At 63.4% G+C, this 15,815-nt stretch carries 16 protein-coding genes; 6 read left to right on the top strand and 10 right to left on the bottom strand.

The window, feature by feature from the left end; all coding sequences use genetic code 11:
• Positions 1-19 precede the first annotated feature (19 nt).
• Positions 20-514 (bottom strand): PAS domain-containing protein, encoded by a 495-nt coding sequence (locus IE053_RS07855; RefSeq protein ID WP_189574316.1) that lies wholly within the window; start codon positions 512-514, stop codon positions 20-22.
• Positions 515-632: 118 nt separating this feature from the next.
• Here IE053_RS07855 and IE053_RS07850 point away from each other — a divergent pair, with 118 nt between their 5' ends.
• The 3 genes from IE053_RS07850 to IE053_RS07840 all read left to right on the top strand — a co-directional run bounded on the left by IE053_RS07850 (position 633) and on the right by IE053_RS07840 (position 1,953).
• Complete coding sequence (locus tag IE053_RS07850; protein ID WP_189574314.1) at positions 633-1,184, top strand: DUF2244 domain-containing protein; 552 nt, start codon at positions 633-635, stop codon at positions 1,182-1,184.
• Between the two features lie 83 nt (positions 1,185-1,267).
• A complete protein-coding gene (locus tag IE053_RS07845) occupies positions 1,268-1,420 on the top strand; it encodes a hypothetical protein (RefSeq protein WP_189574312.1) in 153 nt (50 codons plus the stop codon).
• A complete protein-coding gene (locus tag IE053_RS07840) occupies positions 1,411-1,953 on the top strand; it encodes a hypothetical protein (RefSeq protein ID WP_189574310.1) in 543 nt (180 codons plus the stop codon). The genes IE053_RS07845 and IE053_RS07840 overlap by 10 nt, the downstream gene beginning before the upstream one ends.
• Here IE053_RS07840 and IE053_RS07835 read toward each other — a convergent pair.
• Positions 1,907-2,272, bottom strand: coding sequence for a zinc-finger domain-containing protein (locus IE053_RS07835; RefSeq protein WP_189574308.1), 366 nt, complete (start codon positions 2,270-2,272; stop codon positions 1,907-1,909). The genes IE053_RS07840 and IE053_RS07835 overlap by 47 nt on opposite strands.
• A gap of 39 nt (positions 2,273-2,311) precedes the next feature.
• On the bottom strand, positions 2,312-2,791 hold the full coding sequence (locus IE053_RS07830) for a chalcone isomerase family protein (RefSeq protein ID WP_189574306.1): 480 nt from the start codon (positions 2,789-2,791) through the stop codon (positions 2,312-2,314).
• Between the two features lie 119 nt (positions 2,792-2,910).
• Here IE053_RS07830 and IE053_RS07825 point away from each other — a divergent pair, with 119 nt between their 5' ends.
• Positions 2,911-3,888 carry an ABC transporter ATP-binding protein gene (locus IE053_RS07825; RefSeq protein ID WP_189574844.1) on the top strand — a complete coding sequence of 326 codons (978 nt, stop codon included), beginning with the start codon at positions 2,911-2,913 and terminating at the stop codon, positions 3,886-3,888.
• Here the strand turns inward: IE053_RS07825 and IE053_RS07820 are convergent.
• The 4 genes from IE053_RS07820 to IE053_RS07805 all read right to left on the bottom strand — a co-directional run bounded on the left by IE053_RS07820 (position 3,885) and on the right by IE053_RS07805 (position 9,920).
• Positions 3,885-5,564 carry a vanadium-dependent haloperoxidase gene (locus IE053_RS07820; protein WP_189574303.1) on the bottom strand — a complete coding sequence of 560 codons (1,680 nt, stop codon included), beginning with the start codon at positions 5,562-5,564 and terminating at the stop codon, positions 3,885-3,887. The two genes, IE053_RS07825 and IE053_RS07820, sit on opposite strands and share 4 nt — an antisense overlap.
• A gap of 178 nt (positions 5,565-5,742) precedes the next feature.
• Positions 5,743-7,953: a TonB-dependent receptor gene (locus IE053_RS07815; protein ID WP_189574300.1), complete on the bottom strand. Its 2,211-nt coding sequence runs from the start codon at positions 7,951-7,953 to the stop codon at positions 5,743-5,745.
• A gap of 84 nt (positions 7,954-8,037) precedes the next feature.
• Positions 8,038-8,328, bottom strand: coding sequence for a hypothetical protein (locus IE053_RS07810; RefSeq protein WP_189574296.1), 291 nt, complete (start codon positions 8,326-8,328; stop codon positions 8,038-8,040).
• Between the two features lie 50 nt (positions 8,329-8,378).
• A complete protein-coding gene (locus tag IE053_RS07805) occupies positions 8,379-9,920 on the bottom strand; it encodes a flagellin N-terminal helical domain-containing protein (protein ID WP_189574293.1) in 1,542 nt (513 codons plus the stop codon).
• 324 nt (positions 9,921-10,244) lie between these two features.
• On the opposite strand from IE053_RS07805, the gene IE053_RS07800 reads away from it, so the two are divergent.
• Entirely contained in the window at positions 10,245-11,174 is a 930-nt protein-coding gene (locus IE053_RS07800; RefSeq protein ID WP_189574290.1) for a TraB/GumN family protein, read from the top strand.
• Here IE053_RS07800 and coaBC read toward each other — a convergent pair.
• A complete protein-coding gene (coaBC, locus tag IE053_RS07795; protein ID WP_189574286.1) occupies positions 11,161-12,408 on the bottom strand; it encodes a bifunctional phosphopantothenoylcysteine decarboxylase/phosphopantothenate--cysteine ligase CoaBC in 1,248 nt (415 codons plus the stop codon). The genes IE053_RS07800 and coaBC overlap by 14 nt on opposite strands.
• 218 nt (positions 12,409-12,626) lie before the next feature.
• Between coaBC and IE053_RS07790 the strand changes: the two genes are divergently transcribed.
• The gene (locus IE053_RS07790) at positions 12,627-13,400 is read left to right on the top strand and encodes an outer membrane beta-barrel protein (protein ID WP_189574283.1); all 774 of its coding nucleotides are present in this window, start codon (positions 12,627-12,629) and stop codon (positions 13,398-13,400) included.
• A gap of 66 nt (positions 13,401-13,466) precedes the next feature.
• Here IE053_RS07790 and ubiB read toward each other — a convergent pair whose 3' ends face one another.
• Together ubiB and IE053_RS07780 are read right to left on the bottom strand one after the other, a co-directional pair.
• On the bottom strand, positions 13,467-14,990 hold the full coding sequence (ubiB, locus tag IE053_RS07785; protein ID WP_189574281.1) for a 2-polyprenylphenol 6-hydroxylase: 1,524 nt from the start codon (positions 14,988-14,990) through the stop codon (positions 13,467-13,469).
• A gap of 3 nt (positions 14,991-14,993) precedes the next feature.
• Positions 14,994-15,743 carry a class I SAM-dependent methyltransferase gene (locus IE053_RS07780; protein ID WP_189574278.1) on the bottom strand — a complete coding sequence of 250 codons (750 nt, stop codon included), beginning with the start codon at positions 15,741-15,743 and terminating at the stop codon, positions 14,994-14,996.
• Positions 15,744-15,815: the final 72 nt, after the last annotated feature.

The following is a 15,815-nucleotide window of genomic DNA, read 5'->3' as shown; positions in this document are numbered from 1 at the left end:
GAATGCGCAAGACCCGATCTCAGGCGCGTGAGCGCTCAGCGAGCCGCTGGCGAAGGGCCTCGATCTCGGCCTCCCGCTCCCGCACCGATTCCTCGAGCGTGATGCGGGTGGTGATCTCGCGGGAGATGGCGAGGAGCTGGATGATGGTGCCGCTGCGGTCCCTCACAGGAGAGATCGAGATGTCCCAATAGGCCTCGCGGCCCCGGGCGGTGGGGCAGAAGGCCTCGAACCGGACCTGCGCGCCCTTGGCAGCCCGCGCAATGGCCGCCGAGATCAGGCTCTGCGAGGCTTTCGGCCAGAGCTGTGGCCAGGGATGCCCAAGGACGTCGGCAAGGTCTGCGAGATCGAGGATCTTGCGGGCGTGCGGATTGATGAAGCGAACGGTCCCGTCGGGATCCATGAGCTTCACGCAGTCACGGCTTGCGCCGACAACGCTGGCGACAAGATCGCTGCGCTGGGCCAACGCAGTCAGCATGGCTGGACCGCCTGCGGCCAGCTCCGCTTTCAAAACCATCAATGTTCTCCCCTCAGAGACGGGCTTCCTAGCCGATTGAAGTTAAAAGAGGATCACAACTTGCCGCTGCGACAGAGGGGAGCTTTGAATCTGCTGCAGAAAGAGGCAGCTTGCCGCCATGACCCGGACCATCACCATTGAGAACATGCCGCCGACTGTCACTGGCAGGACTGCGGCCAGCAGCGGACCTGACCCCGTGACGGGCGACGAAGACTTCCGCTTCCATGCCCTGCTCTTTCCGAACAGGTCCCTGACAGCGGACGGGTTCAGGCGGGTGCTGGCCGTGGTGATCGGCGTGAACCTCGTCAACGCAGTGATCTATTTCACCCTCGGTGCGTGGCCGGTGGCGTTCTTCTGCGGTGTCGACATCCTGATCGTCTGGTGGGCCTTCCACCTCTCCTATGTGCAGGGTCGCCGCCATGAGCGTGTCATGCTGACCGACGATGCGCTGTGGATCAGCCGTGTGCTGCCGTCAGGGCATGAAACACGCTGGAAGCTGAACCCGTTCTGGGCGCGGGTGGAGTTCGACAGGCCCGCAAGCCACGAGACGCAGCTCCGGCTCGTGGAGAAAGGCCGTGTGCTGATCCTCGGCAGCTTCCTCTCGCCGCAGGAGCGGGGGGAGCTTGCCGATGCGCTGGGTGCTGCGCTCAGCAAGGCGAAGACGGCTTGAAGTCTCCCGAGCCCCCGACGGCCGGCATTTCGTGACGGAAGAGGGCGCTTCGGGACTCGCGGCCGCACGCGAGATCCGAGTCCGTGCGTTCGTCGTCGTTCCCTGAATGGTTCCTCCTGGTGATCCTGAGCTGGGTGCTCGTCACCATCGTCCACAGCCCGCCGGTGAACGAGGTTTCAGGGCAAAAGGTCGTGACGGGACCGGTCGGAACCCTTAAGTCCCAGCGATGCTCCTGACCTACTATCTCGTCGTGCTCCTGATCCTTGCCGTTTGGTATGGCGGGCTGCGCCTGTGGCAGCGGAAGATCGACGAAGAGATCACCGAAGGCGCGCGGTTCGAGTACGAGCACCTGCGGCAGGCCGACCCGGACCTCCTGAAGGGCCTCGACGAAGACGCATTCCGGAAGATTTTCGCGCGGGTCGAGACACCCAGAGCGCCCGCCTACACCTTCGCCGCTGTCGCAGTCTTCCTTGTCACCGCACCCCTCATGCTGGCGGTCACCGCGATCACAATCGGGATCATGGAGCGGACGGGTGTCATTCCTCAGCCGGCGGAGCAGGCCCAGCGCCTCAAGCTATCCGCGGACGGGATCCAGCTCGTGCGCACGGCCGATCTCGAGGCGCTGCAGCTCATCCTGCAGGGGTGGGGAGGCTTTTTCAGCTTTTTCAGCCTGCTGCTTTTCTGGGTGGTCGTGTTCTATGCCGTAATGCGGCGATACCACGCTAGACGCCCAGGTTCTCTCCGGGAGGAGGTGTTGCGCTCTCGGTGAGGCCGTCTCCGGGGAGTTCTTTTCCGATCGCGGTACGGGCGCGCTTGGCTTCTTCCCTTTCCGCCCATCGGTCGATGGTCTCGCCAGCCCGGTCAGGCGCGTAGACAAAGACCCGGTCGCAATACATGCACTCGGCATAGCCTTTGTCGCCAATGGTGTAGAACACCTTCGGATGGCCGAGCGCGCCGCCTTGTCCCATGCAAGCCTGCCGCCGTTGGTCAACGAACACGATGTCGATCGCGTCGAGGTCGTTCACGACTTCTTCGATCACCTGATCGAGGGTGCGCGGGGCTTTGTGAGCGGGAAGTTTCGTGGCCATGAGGCGTCTATGCCGAACCGGGAGACGGGCCGCAAGCGGTCAGCCGCGCAGGATGTCGGCTTTGATCTCCGCGCTGACCGGGTTCTTGCCGAACCAGACATCAAAGGTGGCCCGTGCCAGTTCGGAGCCGTCGTCTTCGACCACGGGCGTCCCATTCACTGAAATCACCGTCCCGTCGTGCGGACGATAGACCAGCACGACCCGGTCACCCTGCTTGAGGTCGGCATAGGCGTTGCGGAGTGTTGCCATCTGTTCGTCCGAAACCGCCGGCACCAGCTCCTCGCGCCAGGTGTCCGGGATATCAGGCAGCTGGCCGTCATAGAGGACATCGAGCGTCAGGCGCAGGGGCTTCCGAAGAGAATTGATGTCCTCACGGGTCAAGGTGCCGTCAGTGTCGTAGACGGTGATCCGGTAGAGATCGACAAAGTATTCGGTCCTGACGGCCGCGCCGGCCTGTTGCAGCGCATTGCCGGTGGCGGCGACATAGAGGGCGAGGACACCAAGAATCAGGAACCGCATCGGTTTATCTCCGTGATACCGGATAGCGAACGATGCGCTGCGGCAATCTGTTCCCCGAGCATCAGCCCGGAAGGCCGTTTTGCGTTGACGTTTCCGCGATGCGTCGCGACATCGGCGCCATGCGTGATGAAGCGAAACCGCTCACCCAGTCCAAGCCAGCGCTCGATGCTGCCATTTCGGCGCGCGGCCTGCGCAAGGTGTATCGTGGCGCGAAGGGCCAGCCGCCCAAGGAAGCGCTCAAGGGCATCGACCTCGATGTACCGCGAGGCTCGGTCTTCGGCCTTCTGGGACCGAATGGCGCCGGGAAATCGACGTTCATCAATATTCTAGCCGGGCTCGTGAACAAGACCAGCGGGACCGCGTCGATCTGGGGCTTCGACATCGACAAGAACCCGCGCCAGGCCCGTGCCTCCATCGGCGTGGTGCCTCAGGAGCTGTCGACGGACGTCTTTTTCACGCCCCGCGAGGCTCTGGAGATCCAGGCAGGCCTCTATGGCGTGCCGAAATCAAAACGCCGGACCATGGAGATCCTCCGCTCGCTGGGCCTCGAGGACAAGGCCGAGGCCTATGTGCGCTCGCTCTCCGGCGGGATGAAGCGGCGCCTTCTCGTCGCCAAGGCGATGGTGCACGACCCGCCCGTGCTCATCCTCGACGAGCCGACAGCCGGGGTCGATATCGAGCTCAGGCGCCAGCTCTGGGACCAGGTGATGGAACTCCACGAGCGTGGCGTGACAGTTATTCTGACAACGCATTATCTCGAAGAGGCGCAGGAACTCTGCGATACGATCGGCATCATCCACCATGGGGAAGTGAAGACGGTCCAGCCGAAAGACCAGCTTCTGAAGAGCCTTGACCGCAAGACACTGATGGTGGTGCCGGAGGAGCTTCTTGCTCCGGGTACGGATCTTGGCATTGACGGCGCGGAAGTGCGCGAGGACGGCAGCCTCTACATCGACTACCGCCCGAGCGTGACGAAGGTCGCGGACCTTCTTTCCGCCGTCAACGCCGCAGGAATATCGGTGAAGGACATCTCCACCGTGGAGGCCGATCTCGAGGATGTCTTCCTCGAGATGACCTATGGCAGCGACCGGGCCTAGGCCCCGGCAGTGTCGATCTCGCCATCATTGATGGTTATCCGGGTACCGTCGAACTTCGTCAGGGTGAAACCAGCGAAACGCTCTGAATAGGTGCGCGAGTAATCCCTCAGCAGGCTGATAGCCTGCTGTTCGCCGACGGAAAGGCCATCGACGCCATCCGAGCGGTAGTGGACCCCTGCCCAGTCGCGGCCAAGCGAGATATTGTTGGCGAGCTTGTTGATCTCATCGCCAATCGTCAGTGTCCCGCTGTAAGGAAGAAGCGTCTGGCCGGTGGCATCCGCCTCTTCAGGGTTCGGGAAGGCCATGCTCTCTTCGAAGAACGCCTTGAGCACCGTGCAGCAGGCGCCGGCGATGGTCGCGTGACCGGCCGGATAGGCCGGGTGGGTTGGCGAGCCTTCGGGGAAAGCCTGGGAGAGGAAACCCGTGCCCTGTGCCGCGAGGGTCCGGCCAACACCGTCTGAGTCCAGAATTTCCTGCGGCAGGCCGTAGTCGCGCTCACCGGTGTTCTGGAAATGGAGGCGGCCACCATAGACCTCGGGGCGGGCCCGGCGGTGGACCAGCCATTTCTGGTACCACGCCCCGGTCAATGCGAGATTGCCCGCCTTGGCCACGAGGTCGAGGACGTCAGGACCCCCGAGCGAGACAAAGGCGCCTTGAGTCGAATTGGTGTTGTAGAGATTGCCGATGTCGAACGAGCCTGGGATGCCGAGCAGGATCAGCGCTGCGGACTGGTAGGCCTGGAAGGTGAAGTCCACATGCACGAATTCGCCGAGGGCGCGGGCGTCGGATATGTAACGCGGATTGCCCTTGAGAAGCGGCGGCGGGGCGATGCCCCGCTGGACCCTGCGCCATGACCGCTCCGTGGTCATGAAGTCATCGCCGATAGCGGGCGCGGCGTAGCGCTGCTCGATCGTCGTGTTGCCGAAGGGGACCGGTTTGGTGAGAAGCTGGCTGATGTAAGGGCCGGCCAGGTCGCCCGGCGTCTCGCCACGGAAGACCGTTTCCGGCGTGACGCTGCCGCCAGACTTCGGACCCACGGTTGCCGAGAAAGCATTAAGGTCGGATACCGCGGCGGCGATCAGCGGGCTCGAGCCGTAGGCACTGAACGGCACATCGCGACAGAGCGCTTTCCAGTAAAGCTCTCCCATTTCCGCCGCCGTTTCCGCGCCGAGGAAGGTCGGCGCCGGACGCATCCAGGTGTTCTGGCCGTCACGGCCAGACAGGGTGTACTTGTACGCACCCTGAGGATTTGCGAGCTTGCGCTGGGCGATCCTCGCCAGGGGGATCTGGTCGAAATCGCCCTGCTGGCCCGAAGCGAGAGCATCGAGAAGTTTCTGGTAGGCTTGCCGGTTGACCTCGCCAAACCGGTTCTGCGGCAGGGTCTTGAAGAAGCTCGCGCGTTTGTCGGCAAAGGCCTCGTCGCCATTCGTCTGCTGCCTCGGAAGGTCGGGGCGAAGCTGGTCGCGGGCCGCTTCGAAGCGGAGCTTGGTGGCCTTCGCGCGGCGGATGGCTGCTTTCTCGGCCAGCACGGGATGGCCGCCCCCGCCGTGATGGCTGGAATGGGCCCGCGCTGCCGGCGTTGCAAGTGCGGCCATGGCCGCTGCGCCAGCCGTGCCTTTCATCAGCGTGCGGCGTGAAGGCGCAAGCGCGCCTTCATCTTTTGCGTTGTCGTCCATGGAGGTCCCCTCTTCCTTTTTTCCGAGGAGACAGACCTGTGCGGAGGGTCCTGCGTGACCCTGCCATGCCCCGGCGTCGGCCGCGACAGTCCCCTCTCGCCTCAAGATGCGTTCCGTTCAACTCAAAAGGAAAGAGGGAATGACAGCAAGAGCGAAAATGATCCCGCCAATACTCGCCCTAGTAGCGCATGTTGAGCGCGAAGCGGATATTGCGGCCCGGTAGTGGTGCCTGGTCCTTCAGGAACGACGTATGGACCCGTGCTTCCTCGTCACCGATGTTGAGGCCTGCGAGGGAGAGCGAGATGTTCTCCGTCACGCGCCAGTCAGCGTAGAGATTGACCAGGGTGAAGGAATCCGTCGGCAGCTCGAAGGATGCCACGTCATCGGCTTCCGCAGAATGCTCGGCCTCCGCGCGGAAGCTGAAGGTGCCGTTATCCGCCTCGAGACCAACGAGGACGCCAAGCGGAGGAATGCGCGGCAGCTGCGTGTTGCCCTGCGCATCGGCGCGGTCGAGCTCGGCATTGACGAAATCCGCTACAAGGTCGGCGGAGACGTCGAAGCCCGAAGCCTGGCCGAGCTCGAGCTGGCCTTCGATCTCGAGACCCGAGAAGGTCGCGTCCGCCTGGGTGTACTGGAAGACCGTCAGCTCGGCGAACTCTTCGAGTTCTTCAGGGTCCGTCTCGCCGCGGGCAATGAGGATGTCCTCACCCGTTTGGCCAGTCGCCTGCTGGAAGATGAAATCGCTATATTCCGTGTAGAACGCATTGATCGAGAATGATCCACGCTCACCGGCAAAACGCAGGCCGCCTTCGAGGCCGAGGGCGGTTTCGATGTCGAGGTTGACGTCGCCGATATCGAAGCTCTCGGTGGCAAGGTGCGGGCCATCGCTGAAGAGCTCGTCCGAGGTCGGAGCGCGCTCGGTCCTGAAGAGGTTGAACGTCGCGCGGACCCCGTCTGCCACCGGGATCGAGCCGCCGAGTGCGCCGGAGACGCCTTCGAAACTGCGCTCGATGTTGTTGACCGTCTGGGCCTGGTCGGTCTCCTCGTAGCGGAGCGAGCCTTCCACCGTGACCGGGCCGAGCTTGGTTTCCTGGAAAGTGTAGAGGCCGAGCTGCTCGGTCTCTGTAGGCGGAACGAAAGCCTCTTCGCCGATGGCCGAGAACTTGCGATCGCGGATCTGGATACCCGACGCGCCGCGCCAGTCACCGCGCTCGGCCTGCACCGCTTCGACACGGATCTCATAGCCTTCATTAGCAAACACGGTACCGGGTTCGCCGGGGGCTTCGAACTCGATGTGTTCGTAGTCGGCGAAGCCAGCATAGAGATCGACGCGCTGGATCGGTCCGCCGAATGCCAGGCTGCCGTTGATGTCGTAGCGGGTCTGGTCGAGGTCGATGAAGACGCCTTCTTCCTCTTCATCGTGCTCCTCGCCAGCGCCGTGCTCTTCTTCGTGGCCGTGGCCATGGCCGGGAACGCCGTAGCGCGAGCGGTAGTTCTGGACCGCGAAGCCGAGGAAGCCGCGCTCACCGACGAACGAAAGGCCGCCGGTCAGGCTGTCGACTTCATTGAACGAGTTTTCGAGGACGCCTTCGACTTCCTCCTCGTCGTCATGGCCCATGCCGTGGTCGTCGTGATCGTCCTCGGCTTCCATCAGCGCTTCGCTCTCAGCGAAACCGGAGATGTCGTAGTCACCCGCACGGCGGGTAATCGCCTGGCCCGTGGCAACGACATCGACGCCGCCAAGCTTGCCGAGGTGGACCTGCGCGCCAGCCGAGCCGGTGCTGCCTTCATCCACGGAAGTGAAGGCGTAGCGGCCAGCGATATCGAAACCGTCCTCAGGCACTTCGCTGGCGATCCGACCATCGAGGACGTTGACGACGCCACCCGACGCCGAGCTGCCATAACGCAGGAGGCCAGTGCCGCGGACGACTTCGATGGTCTCAGCGAGGGCAGGTTCGATCGGCGTGGCGTGGTCAGGGCTGGCCGCCGCGGCGTCGATCGAACCGATACCGTTGATCAGCGTACGAACACGGCCACCGCCGAGGCCGCGGATGATCGGCCGACTCGCGCCCGCGCCGAAATTGGTCGAGGAAACCCCCGGCTCACGGCGCAGGGTCTCACCCAGCGTGTCACGCAGCTGGCGCTGCAGCTCTTCCCCTTCGAGGACGGAAACCGGGGAGAGAAGCGCCTCGGCATTACGCTCGATCGGCGATGCGGTGACGATGATGGTGTCGCCTTCGGGCTCATGCACGGCTGTTCCTGCAGCAGCCGCGAGCGTGGTCGTCGCTGCAGCGATCGCAGGTTCGGTGGAGGAGGCTTCGGTCGCAAAAGCGGTAAACGGAGCAAGGGCGAGGCTTGCGCAGGAAAGGCGCAGGATGGTCTTGGTCATGGAAAATCAGGGTCCTGGATATGCCCGTTCGCTGACGCGCGGCCTTTGGACGAACGAGCATGTGAAAACGGAATGCGAGCGTGTTCAGCCCGCAGCCGGAGGACCCCTGATCGGCTTCTCGCCCTCGGTCCGGCCTTCGGCGGGACGCGGCGCAGTCGGTTGGACCAGCTCTGCCCTCGGAGGGGCAAGAAGGACGCTGAATTCGGGCACCACGGCGTCATCATCGCGGTCGCCAGCCTGACAGAGGGCGCAAGCGTGCTGGTCAGGCGTCAGGGAAAAGGAGTGATCGGTCGCGTGCGCTGAAGCCATTGCAGGCGCGATGACCAGCCAGACCGGCAAGAGGAGCCGGAGGATATGCGCCCCACGTGATGACATAACTCTTCCTTCACGGAAAAGATCACGTGGCTGCGGCGTTGGCAAGAGGGTTAGTTGAAAAGCCGCAGAAGCGACTGGGGCCGCTGGTTGGCGATAAGGAGGCTCTGTTGGGCAAGCTGGGTCTGGACCTGGGTGGCCTGGAGGCGCGCCGATTCCTCGGCCAGGTCAGCCTCGACCAGCGAGGCGATACCCTCGCCCATGGCGTCGGTGAGGTCTCGGAGGAAGTCCTGCTGGCGTGACAGCCGGCCCTCGATGGCCCCGAGCTCCGAGAACGCGTTGTTCGACTTCTGCTTGGCCGCGTCGAGGACTTCGAGCGCAGCCGACACCGAGTAACCCGGATCATTGACGTTGCCGACCGCCTCGAGAAGCTCGATCAGCGTGGCATCGGCCTTCCGCAGCGGCGAGCCGATATAGTACTGGACCCCCCGAGGCGGCAGCCAGCCTTCGGCGAGATAGGTCGTGATGACGTCGAAGTCCGGGCCGGTCAGGACGGAGTCGTACTGGACGATCTTGTCGATCTGGCCCTGGAAGTCGTTGCCGCCCGGACCCGTGATCCGGTTGGTGACGATGCCGTTGACGACGGCGTTGCCGTTGATCCGCCCCACGCCGATGCCGCCCGGGTGGTCATAGAGAATACCCACGCCGGTAACCGTGTCGATGAGCGCGCCGTCGAGGAAGGCCCGGAACTGGCCGGTGTTCGTCGGCTCGCCATCGAAGATGAGCTGCGCGGTGTAGCGCGTGTTCGGCTGGATGGTCGTGGTTGTCTCGAGATACGGCCAGGGCGGGGTCGGGTCGGAAGCGACGAGGTTATAGCCCCCGAAAACGAGATTGCCGCCGCGGATCGCAATGTTCAGGCCACGGACGTTACCGCCCTCTTCATAGAGGACCTGCTGTGTCGTGACATCCGAGCCGGTCTCGAAACTGATGGCGAAGGTCCGCTCGGAGGTGCCGCCTGAGGGGTTGGTGCCAACATTGACGCCCACCGTGTTCGGGACAGTCCGTGGGCTGAGGTTCCCGGGGCTGCCGGTCAGCACCGTCGAGTTGAGGTCGAGCAACGCCCCCGGCAGCGGCGGCGCGAGACCTGAGACAGCCGGCGGTTTGATGCCGAGCCCCTGGGCTTCGATGGTCAGGGTCTGCAGGTCGATGCTCGAGCCCTTCCGGTCGGACCCGATGATGAAAGTCTCGAGCTGATCGCGTTCGAGGAGGTTCAGGCCGTTATAGTTGGTGTCCTGAATGATGTCGCGGATATACTCGATCTGCTGGTCGATGATCCGCTCGAGTTCACGATTCGCCACGCCCTGTTCGAGGTTCACGACGGCGGATGCGATGTTGATCATCGCATTGTCGATCTCTTTCTGGGCGGAGAGCGCCGTGCGGACAGCGGACAGCGCGTAGGAAAGGTTCTCGCGCGTCCCTTCGAGCCGGGTGACGTCCGAGCGCTGGGTCGCGGCGACGAGAAAGAAGGCCGGGTTGTCGTCCGCTTTCGCAACCTTGAGACCGGTCGAGATCCGGCTCTGGACGGAATCGAGGCTGGCGTTCGCTGCGCGGAGTGTCTTCAGCGCAACTTGCGCCGACGCATTGGTGATTAGCACGGACAGCCCTCCTTCCTTGGAAGACGGTGTAACGTCGGATGGTGCTCATCCGGTTAAAACGGCTGTAAGGTTCCGTTAGCGATTCAGAAAAATCGCGAAAAATTTTGCTGGATAATTCAGCGAATACCGAATCTTCCACGGTGAATGCTGCGTTAAGGTAAACAGTCTTCGCTTCGAGAGGCGATCCCGTTCGTAATTGGCACTCTCTTTAAACGTGCATGTTATCTCCTGCCGACGAGTGGAATGGAGACGCGTGTGCGCGCATCAATTTCTAGGGCGCTCTGCGCCGCCGGGCTTTCAATCCTTGCCGCCTGTGGAGGCGCAATGGACACCGGAGAGGAACCGGCGCGCGACGACACTGTCGGCATGGAACCGGTTGCCGGTCCCGGACGCCCCCGGACGGTCCTCGAGGCCACTGCGGGGGAGAGCAACGTCCCGGTCTGGCGCGTGAAGGACGAGGACACCTTCATTTACATCATCGGGACCGTGACCCTGCTGCGCCCCGACATCGATTGGGAAACGGATCTCATCAAGATCGTGATGAGCCAGGCGGACGCTGTTTTCCTCGAAGCAGACCTGTTCTCGCGCGATGCCCAGCGGGCCATGGGGGTAATCGTCTCCGAAACGGCCGAGCTGAAGAACGACCGCCGGCTTGCCGGCTTCTACGGCAAGAAGGAACGCGAGAAAATCGACGCGGCACTGAAGACCCTCGACCTCGACATGGAGGACTTCGAGAATTTCCGCCCCTGGTTCGCCGCGATGCAGGCGGAGAACATCGCCATCGTCAATGCAGGCGGCGACCTTGCCGGCAACATGGATGTCGTGATCGCGCGGGAGATGCTGCAGCAGGGCACGCCGCTGCGCTATCTCGAGACCTCCGCACAAAGAATGGCCGCATTGGCGGCTGGGGACGATGAACAGGACGCCGGGTTCTTCGCCGACATCCTCCAACGGGTGATGCTGGGCGAACCCTACTACGCCGATCTCGTCGGGGCTTGGTACCAGGGTGATCTCGACCGGATCGCGTTCCTGATCGAGGACCGCTACAAGAACAGTCCCCGGCTCAAACGCAGGATCGTCACCGAGCGCAGCCTCGACTGGGCCCAGCAGCTCGACCGTGTGCTGACCGATGAACGCGGGACATTCCTCGTCGCCGTGAATATCGCGCATCTCGTCGGCGAGGATTCACTCCAGGCCAAGCTCGAAGAGCGGGGCTACACCGTCGAGCAAGTCGAAGAGGTCAGCCCGCGCTGAGTTTCCTGGCGATCCTCTGCGCGAGGTAGGCACCGAGGCGATCCTTCGGCATCTCCGGGAGCGCTTCGTCGCCCTTGCCGGTGATGATAGTGACCGTGTTCCTGTCTCCGCCCATGACATCCGTGCCCGGAGAGACGTCATTGGCGATGATCCAGTCGCATTTCTTGCGCGCGCGCTTGGTTTCTGCGTGACCGATGACGTCATCGGTCTCCGCCGCGAAGCCGATGACCAGCTGCGGCCTGCCCTCTTCCATCTGTGACACCGTTGCCAGGATATCGGGATTTTCCACCAGGTCGATCGCCGTCAGTCCGCCCCGTTCCTTCTTGACCTTATGAGTGGTTTCAAAGGCCGGGCGGTAGTCCGCCACCGCCGCGCAGGCAATGAAGACATCCGCGGGCAGCGCTTTTTCGCTGGCCTCCAGCATCTCGCGCGCCGTGCGGACCTGCACGACCTCGCAACCCGGCGGCGGTGAGAGATGGACCGGACCCGAGATCAGCGTCACCTCCGCGCCTTCGTTCCGGCATGCGGCCGCGATGGCGTAGCCTTGCTTTCCCGACGAGCGGTTACCGACGAAACGCACCGGGTCCAGCGGCTCATAGGTGGGCCCGGCCGTGATGACGATCCGCTTGCCCGAAAGCACGCCCTGCGGCTTTGGCAGGAGGCGCTCGGCAGCTGCTGCGATCGTCTCGGGCTCGGCAAGCCGGCCCATGCCGTGCTCGCCGCACGCCATCGCCCCCTCCTCCGGCCCGACAATGTGGATGCCGTCCTTCTTCAACTGAGCGAGATTGCGCTGGGTGGCCGGGTGCTCCCACATCTTCACGTTCATGGCCGGCGCCATCAGCACGGGCTTGTCCGTCGCCAGAAGGAGGGTCGTCGCCAGGTCATCAGCGATGCCCTGGGCCGCCTTCGCCATGATGTTCGCAGTGGCGGGCGCGACGATGATGAGGTCGGCCGCGCGGCTGAGTTCGATATGGCCCATCTCGACTTCGTCAGTGAGGCTGAAGAGGTCGGTATAGGTCTTCGTGCCGGTGAGGCCTGACAGCGCGAGCGGCGTGATGAACTCTGCGCCGCCCGCCGTCAGGACGGCCGTCACGCTCACGCCGCGCTTCTGCAGCAAGCGCGCAAGCTCCAGGGATTTATAGGCTGCGATGCCTCCGCCGACGACGAGAAGGACGCGGCGCGAATGGGGATTGCCGTTTTCAGCCAAGGGTTGTCTCACGTTTCCGTTCACCATCACACACCTGACTCCCGCAGCGATCTCACGCAAGCGGCGAAGCGGTAGGGTTAAATTCCCCTGTTGCCTTTTTGTCGACGTTGAATCTTTCCGCAGGTGGCGCCTCGGAACTCTCTTGAATGCAAGGCGTTCATCGCTTTATCGGAAAAGCGCCCATCGCGGCGCACAAAGGTTAATCGCGCCCGGCGTTTGGGCAGGGGGCGTTTGAGGAGGTCACTATGCCGAAGAAAATTCTGATGATTGGTGCTGCAGGTCTGGCAATGGCCTCGGCAAGCGCTGTCGCCCAGGACAGCGACTACTACGTGTCGGTGAAAGCCGGCTTCTCGCAAATGGGTCAAAGCAACAACTCTGGCGACATGAACCAGGACTTCGTTCTGGGCCTCGGCGCTGGCACGCTGACCAGCGATGCCGCCTATCGCTTCGAAACCGACTTCGAGCTTGGCGGCTTTGCGTCTGTCGCCGTCGGCAAGTCGACCGGCTACGGCCCGTTCCGCAGCGAGCTCGAGCTGAGCTACACGACGAACCGCACGGCGGACCATTCGAACCTGCAGGCTCTCGGCGGGAACGTCTCGGGTGTTGACGCAGGCATCCTGTTCAACACGAACACCCCGCTTGGCATCACCACCGGCCGCCTGCTCGAAGACGCCCAAGGCTCGGTCAACACCATCGGCGTCATGGTCAATGGCTACTACGACTTCACGGTCGCCAACGAACGTGTCCATCCGTTCGTCGGTGTCGGCATCGGCGCGATGAATGTCGACGTGCGCTACAAGCCGTCGGGTGCCGACTTCGCCGACGATTCGGCCACTGTCTTCGGCTATCAGGCGATGATCGGTGCGGACTATGACCTCACCGACTCGACGGTTCTGCACGCTGGTTTCCGCTACCGCGGTGCCCAGCCAGTGGAAATCGAAACCAACCTGCTGCCGTCCGACCTCGAAGTCGACGTGAACCAGTTCATCGCCGAGATCGGCTACGCCTGGAAATTCTAAGCCCCTCGCGAGAGTGGTGCAGAAAGGGCGAAGCTCCGGCTTCGCCCTTTTTCTTTGCGCGCGTGGTCAGGGTTTGCCGGTCCCGGCCTCGTCGGGGTCGAGGGGTTTGCCCTTCATCGCTCGGGCGAGGCGGATAATGGTGTCGTCAGAGAGCCTGAGGCCGCCATTGGCAAGCTGTCCCGCAACATTCTCCGCCGCCTGGGCGAATTCGGGGAACGCCTCGATCAGGCCCCGGGCCGCGTCGAGATTCTCCCGCGCCTGCCGGACGAATGCGCGCCCGCCGATCTCCCGCTCGATATAGTCTCGGACAATCGGCTCCGCCGTGCCCCAGAGATCGATCTCGGGATCGAGAATCCGGGCAACGCCCTCCACGACAACCATGGTCCGCTGGAGCAGCACCAACTCGGGCCGGAGCCGCATGTCGAACACGTCCGTGACGTCGAAGAGCTGTTGCAGGACCCGCGACATGTCGAGCTGGTCGGCCTTCTTGCCGAAGATCGGCTCACCCACGGCGCGCAGGGCCGTCGCGAAGGCGTCGATATTGAAATGCTCGGGCACGTAGCCCGCCTCGAAATGCGCCATCGCCGCCGCGCGGTAGTCGCGGCGGATGAAGCCATAGATGATTTCCGCAAAGGTCCTGCGCGCCTTCTCGTCGAGGCGGCCCATGATGCCGAAATCGATGAGAACCAGGCGGCCCTCTCCGTCTACGAACAGGTTCCCTTGGTGCATGTCGGCGTGGAAAAAGCCGTGCTCCAGCGCCTGGGTCAGGAAACACCGCATGACGAGGACAGAAAGGTAGCGTGTGTCGGCACCGGATGCCCTGACCGCGTCGATATCCGAGACCGGGATACCGTCGATCCATTCAAGGGTCAGGACCCTGCGGGCCGAGCGCTGCCAATCCACTTCCGGCACGACCACGTCGGTCATCGGGGCGAGGTTCTCGCGCAATTCCGAAGCCGATGCGGCCTCGATGCGGAGATCAAGCTCGAGCTCCGAGCTTTCCATAAGCGTACGCACGAACTTGACAGGCTCGAGCCTTCGTGCAGCAGGCACGAAGCGCTGGACGATCCGTGCCCCAAGGAGAAGCACCCGGAACTCCTGATGCGCCTTCTTTTCGATCCCGGGGCGGAGGATCTTCACCGCCATTTCCCGCCCGCCGGGCGTGACGGCCTTGTGGACCTGGGCGATGGAGGCGGCGGCGACCGGGTCGGAGAAGCTTTCGAAAATCTCGCCAATGGGCTTGCCGAAAGCGCGCTCCACCTCGCGCTCGGCCACCTCCTTCGGGAACGGGTCCATCCTGTCCTGGAGTTTCGAGAGGTCGTTCGCCATCTCGAAACCGATAATGTCGGGACGGGTGGCGAGGAGCTGGCCGAATTTCACATAGGCCGGCCCCTGACCGGCGAGGGCGTCAGCGAAACGCTGGCCGGGACGGCGCCCTTTCGTCCGGGTGCCGAAACGGGTGATCTTGCCCACAGTGCCAACGAAGGCCGGGACATTGTCCTCGAATTCGCGTGGAATCAGCGCATCATGGCGGGCAAGGATCCATGTGATCCTCAGCAAGCGGAAGAAGTCGCCCAGGGTCCCGAACACGGCCTAGACCTTCGCAGCCATGTGGAGGACGCAAACCCCGCCCGTCATGCGCTCGTATTTCACCCGAGAGAAGCCTGCCTGCCGGATCTCCATGGCCAAGGCGTCGGGGCCGGGGAAGCGGCGGATAGAGTCGACGAGATACTGGTAGCTCTCGCGGTCGCCTGCCACTGCCTCGCCAAGGCGCGGGATGACAAGATCTGAGTACCGATCATAGATCGCACGGAACCAGTCCTGCGGCGGCTGGGAGAACTCGAGGACGAAAAGGCGCCCGCCAAAGCGCAAGGTGCGGTAGGCCTCGCGGAAGGCGGCCGCCCGATCGGTCACGTTCCTAATGCCGAAGGCAATGGAATAATGCGTAAACTGACGGTCGTCGAAAGGCAGCGCCTCGGCATCTCCGCAGACCCGCCCCGCGCGGGAGCGGTCCATCCCGGCCTTCAGCATCGCGTGATTGATGTCACAGACAATCGCCTCGGCTTGCGGCCGCTGGCGCTGTTCGCGGGAATCGGCACGCGCAAGGAAGCTGCCCGCCAGATCGCCCGTGCCGCCTGCCACGTCGATGAGGTGATGGCCCGGCTGGGGGTTCATCCTGTCGACCGTCACCGACTTCCACACACGGTGCATGCCGCCGGACATCAAATCGTTCATCACGTCATAGGAGGTGGCGACCGAACGGAAGACCTCACCGACCAGCGGCGCTTTCTCATCCGGCGCGACATCGCGCATGCCGAAGGGGACGGTCTTCTCTTCACTCATCGTGCGGCTTTCTCAAAAAGGACGTCTTTCCCTGCCATATGGGCCGGGAGGATGGAGGCGTCTCTAACGCCC

This window comes from Parvularcula lutaonensis (genome assembly GCF_014651915.1).
Lineage (GTDB): Bacteria > Pseudomonadota > Alphaproteobacteria > Caulobacterales > Parvularculaceae > Parvularcula > Parvularcula lutaonensis.
This window is presented reverse-complemented; position numbering and strand designations above follow the sequence as displayed.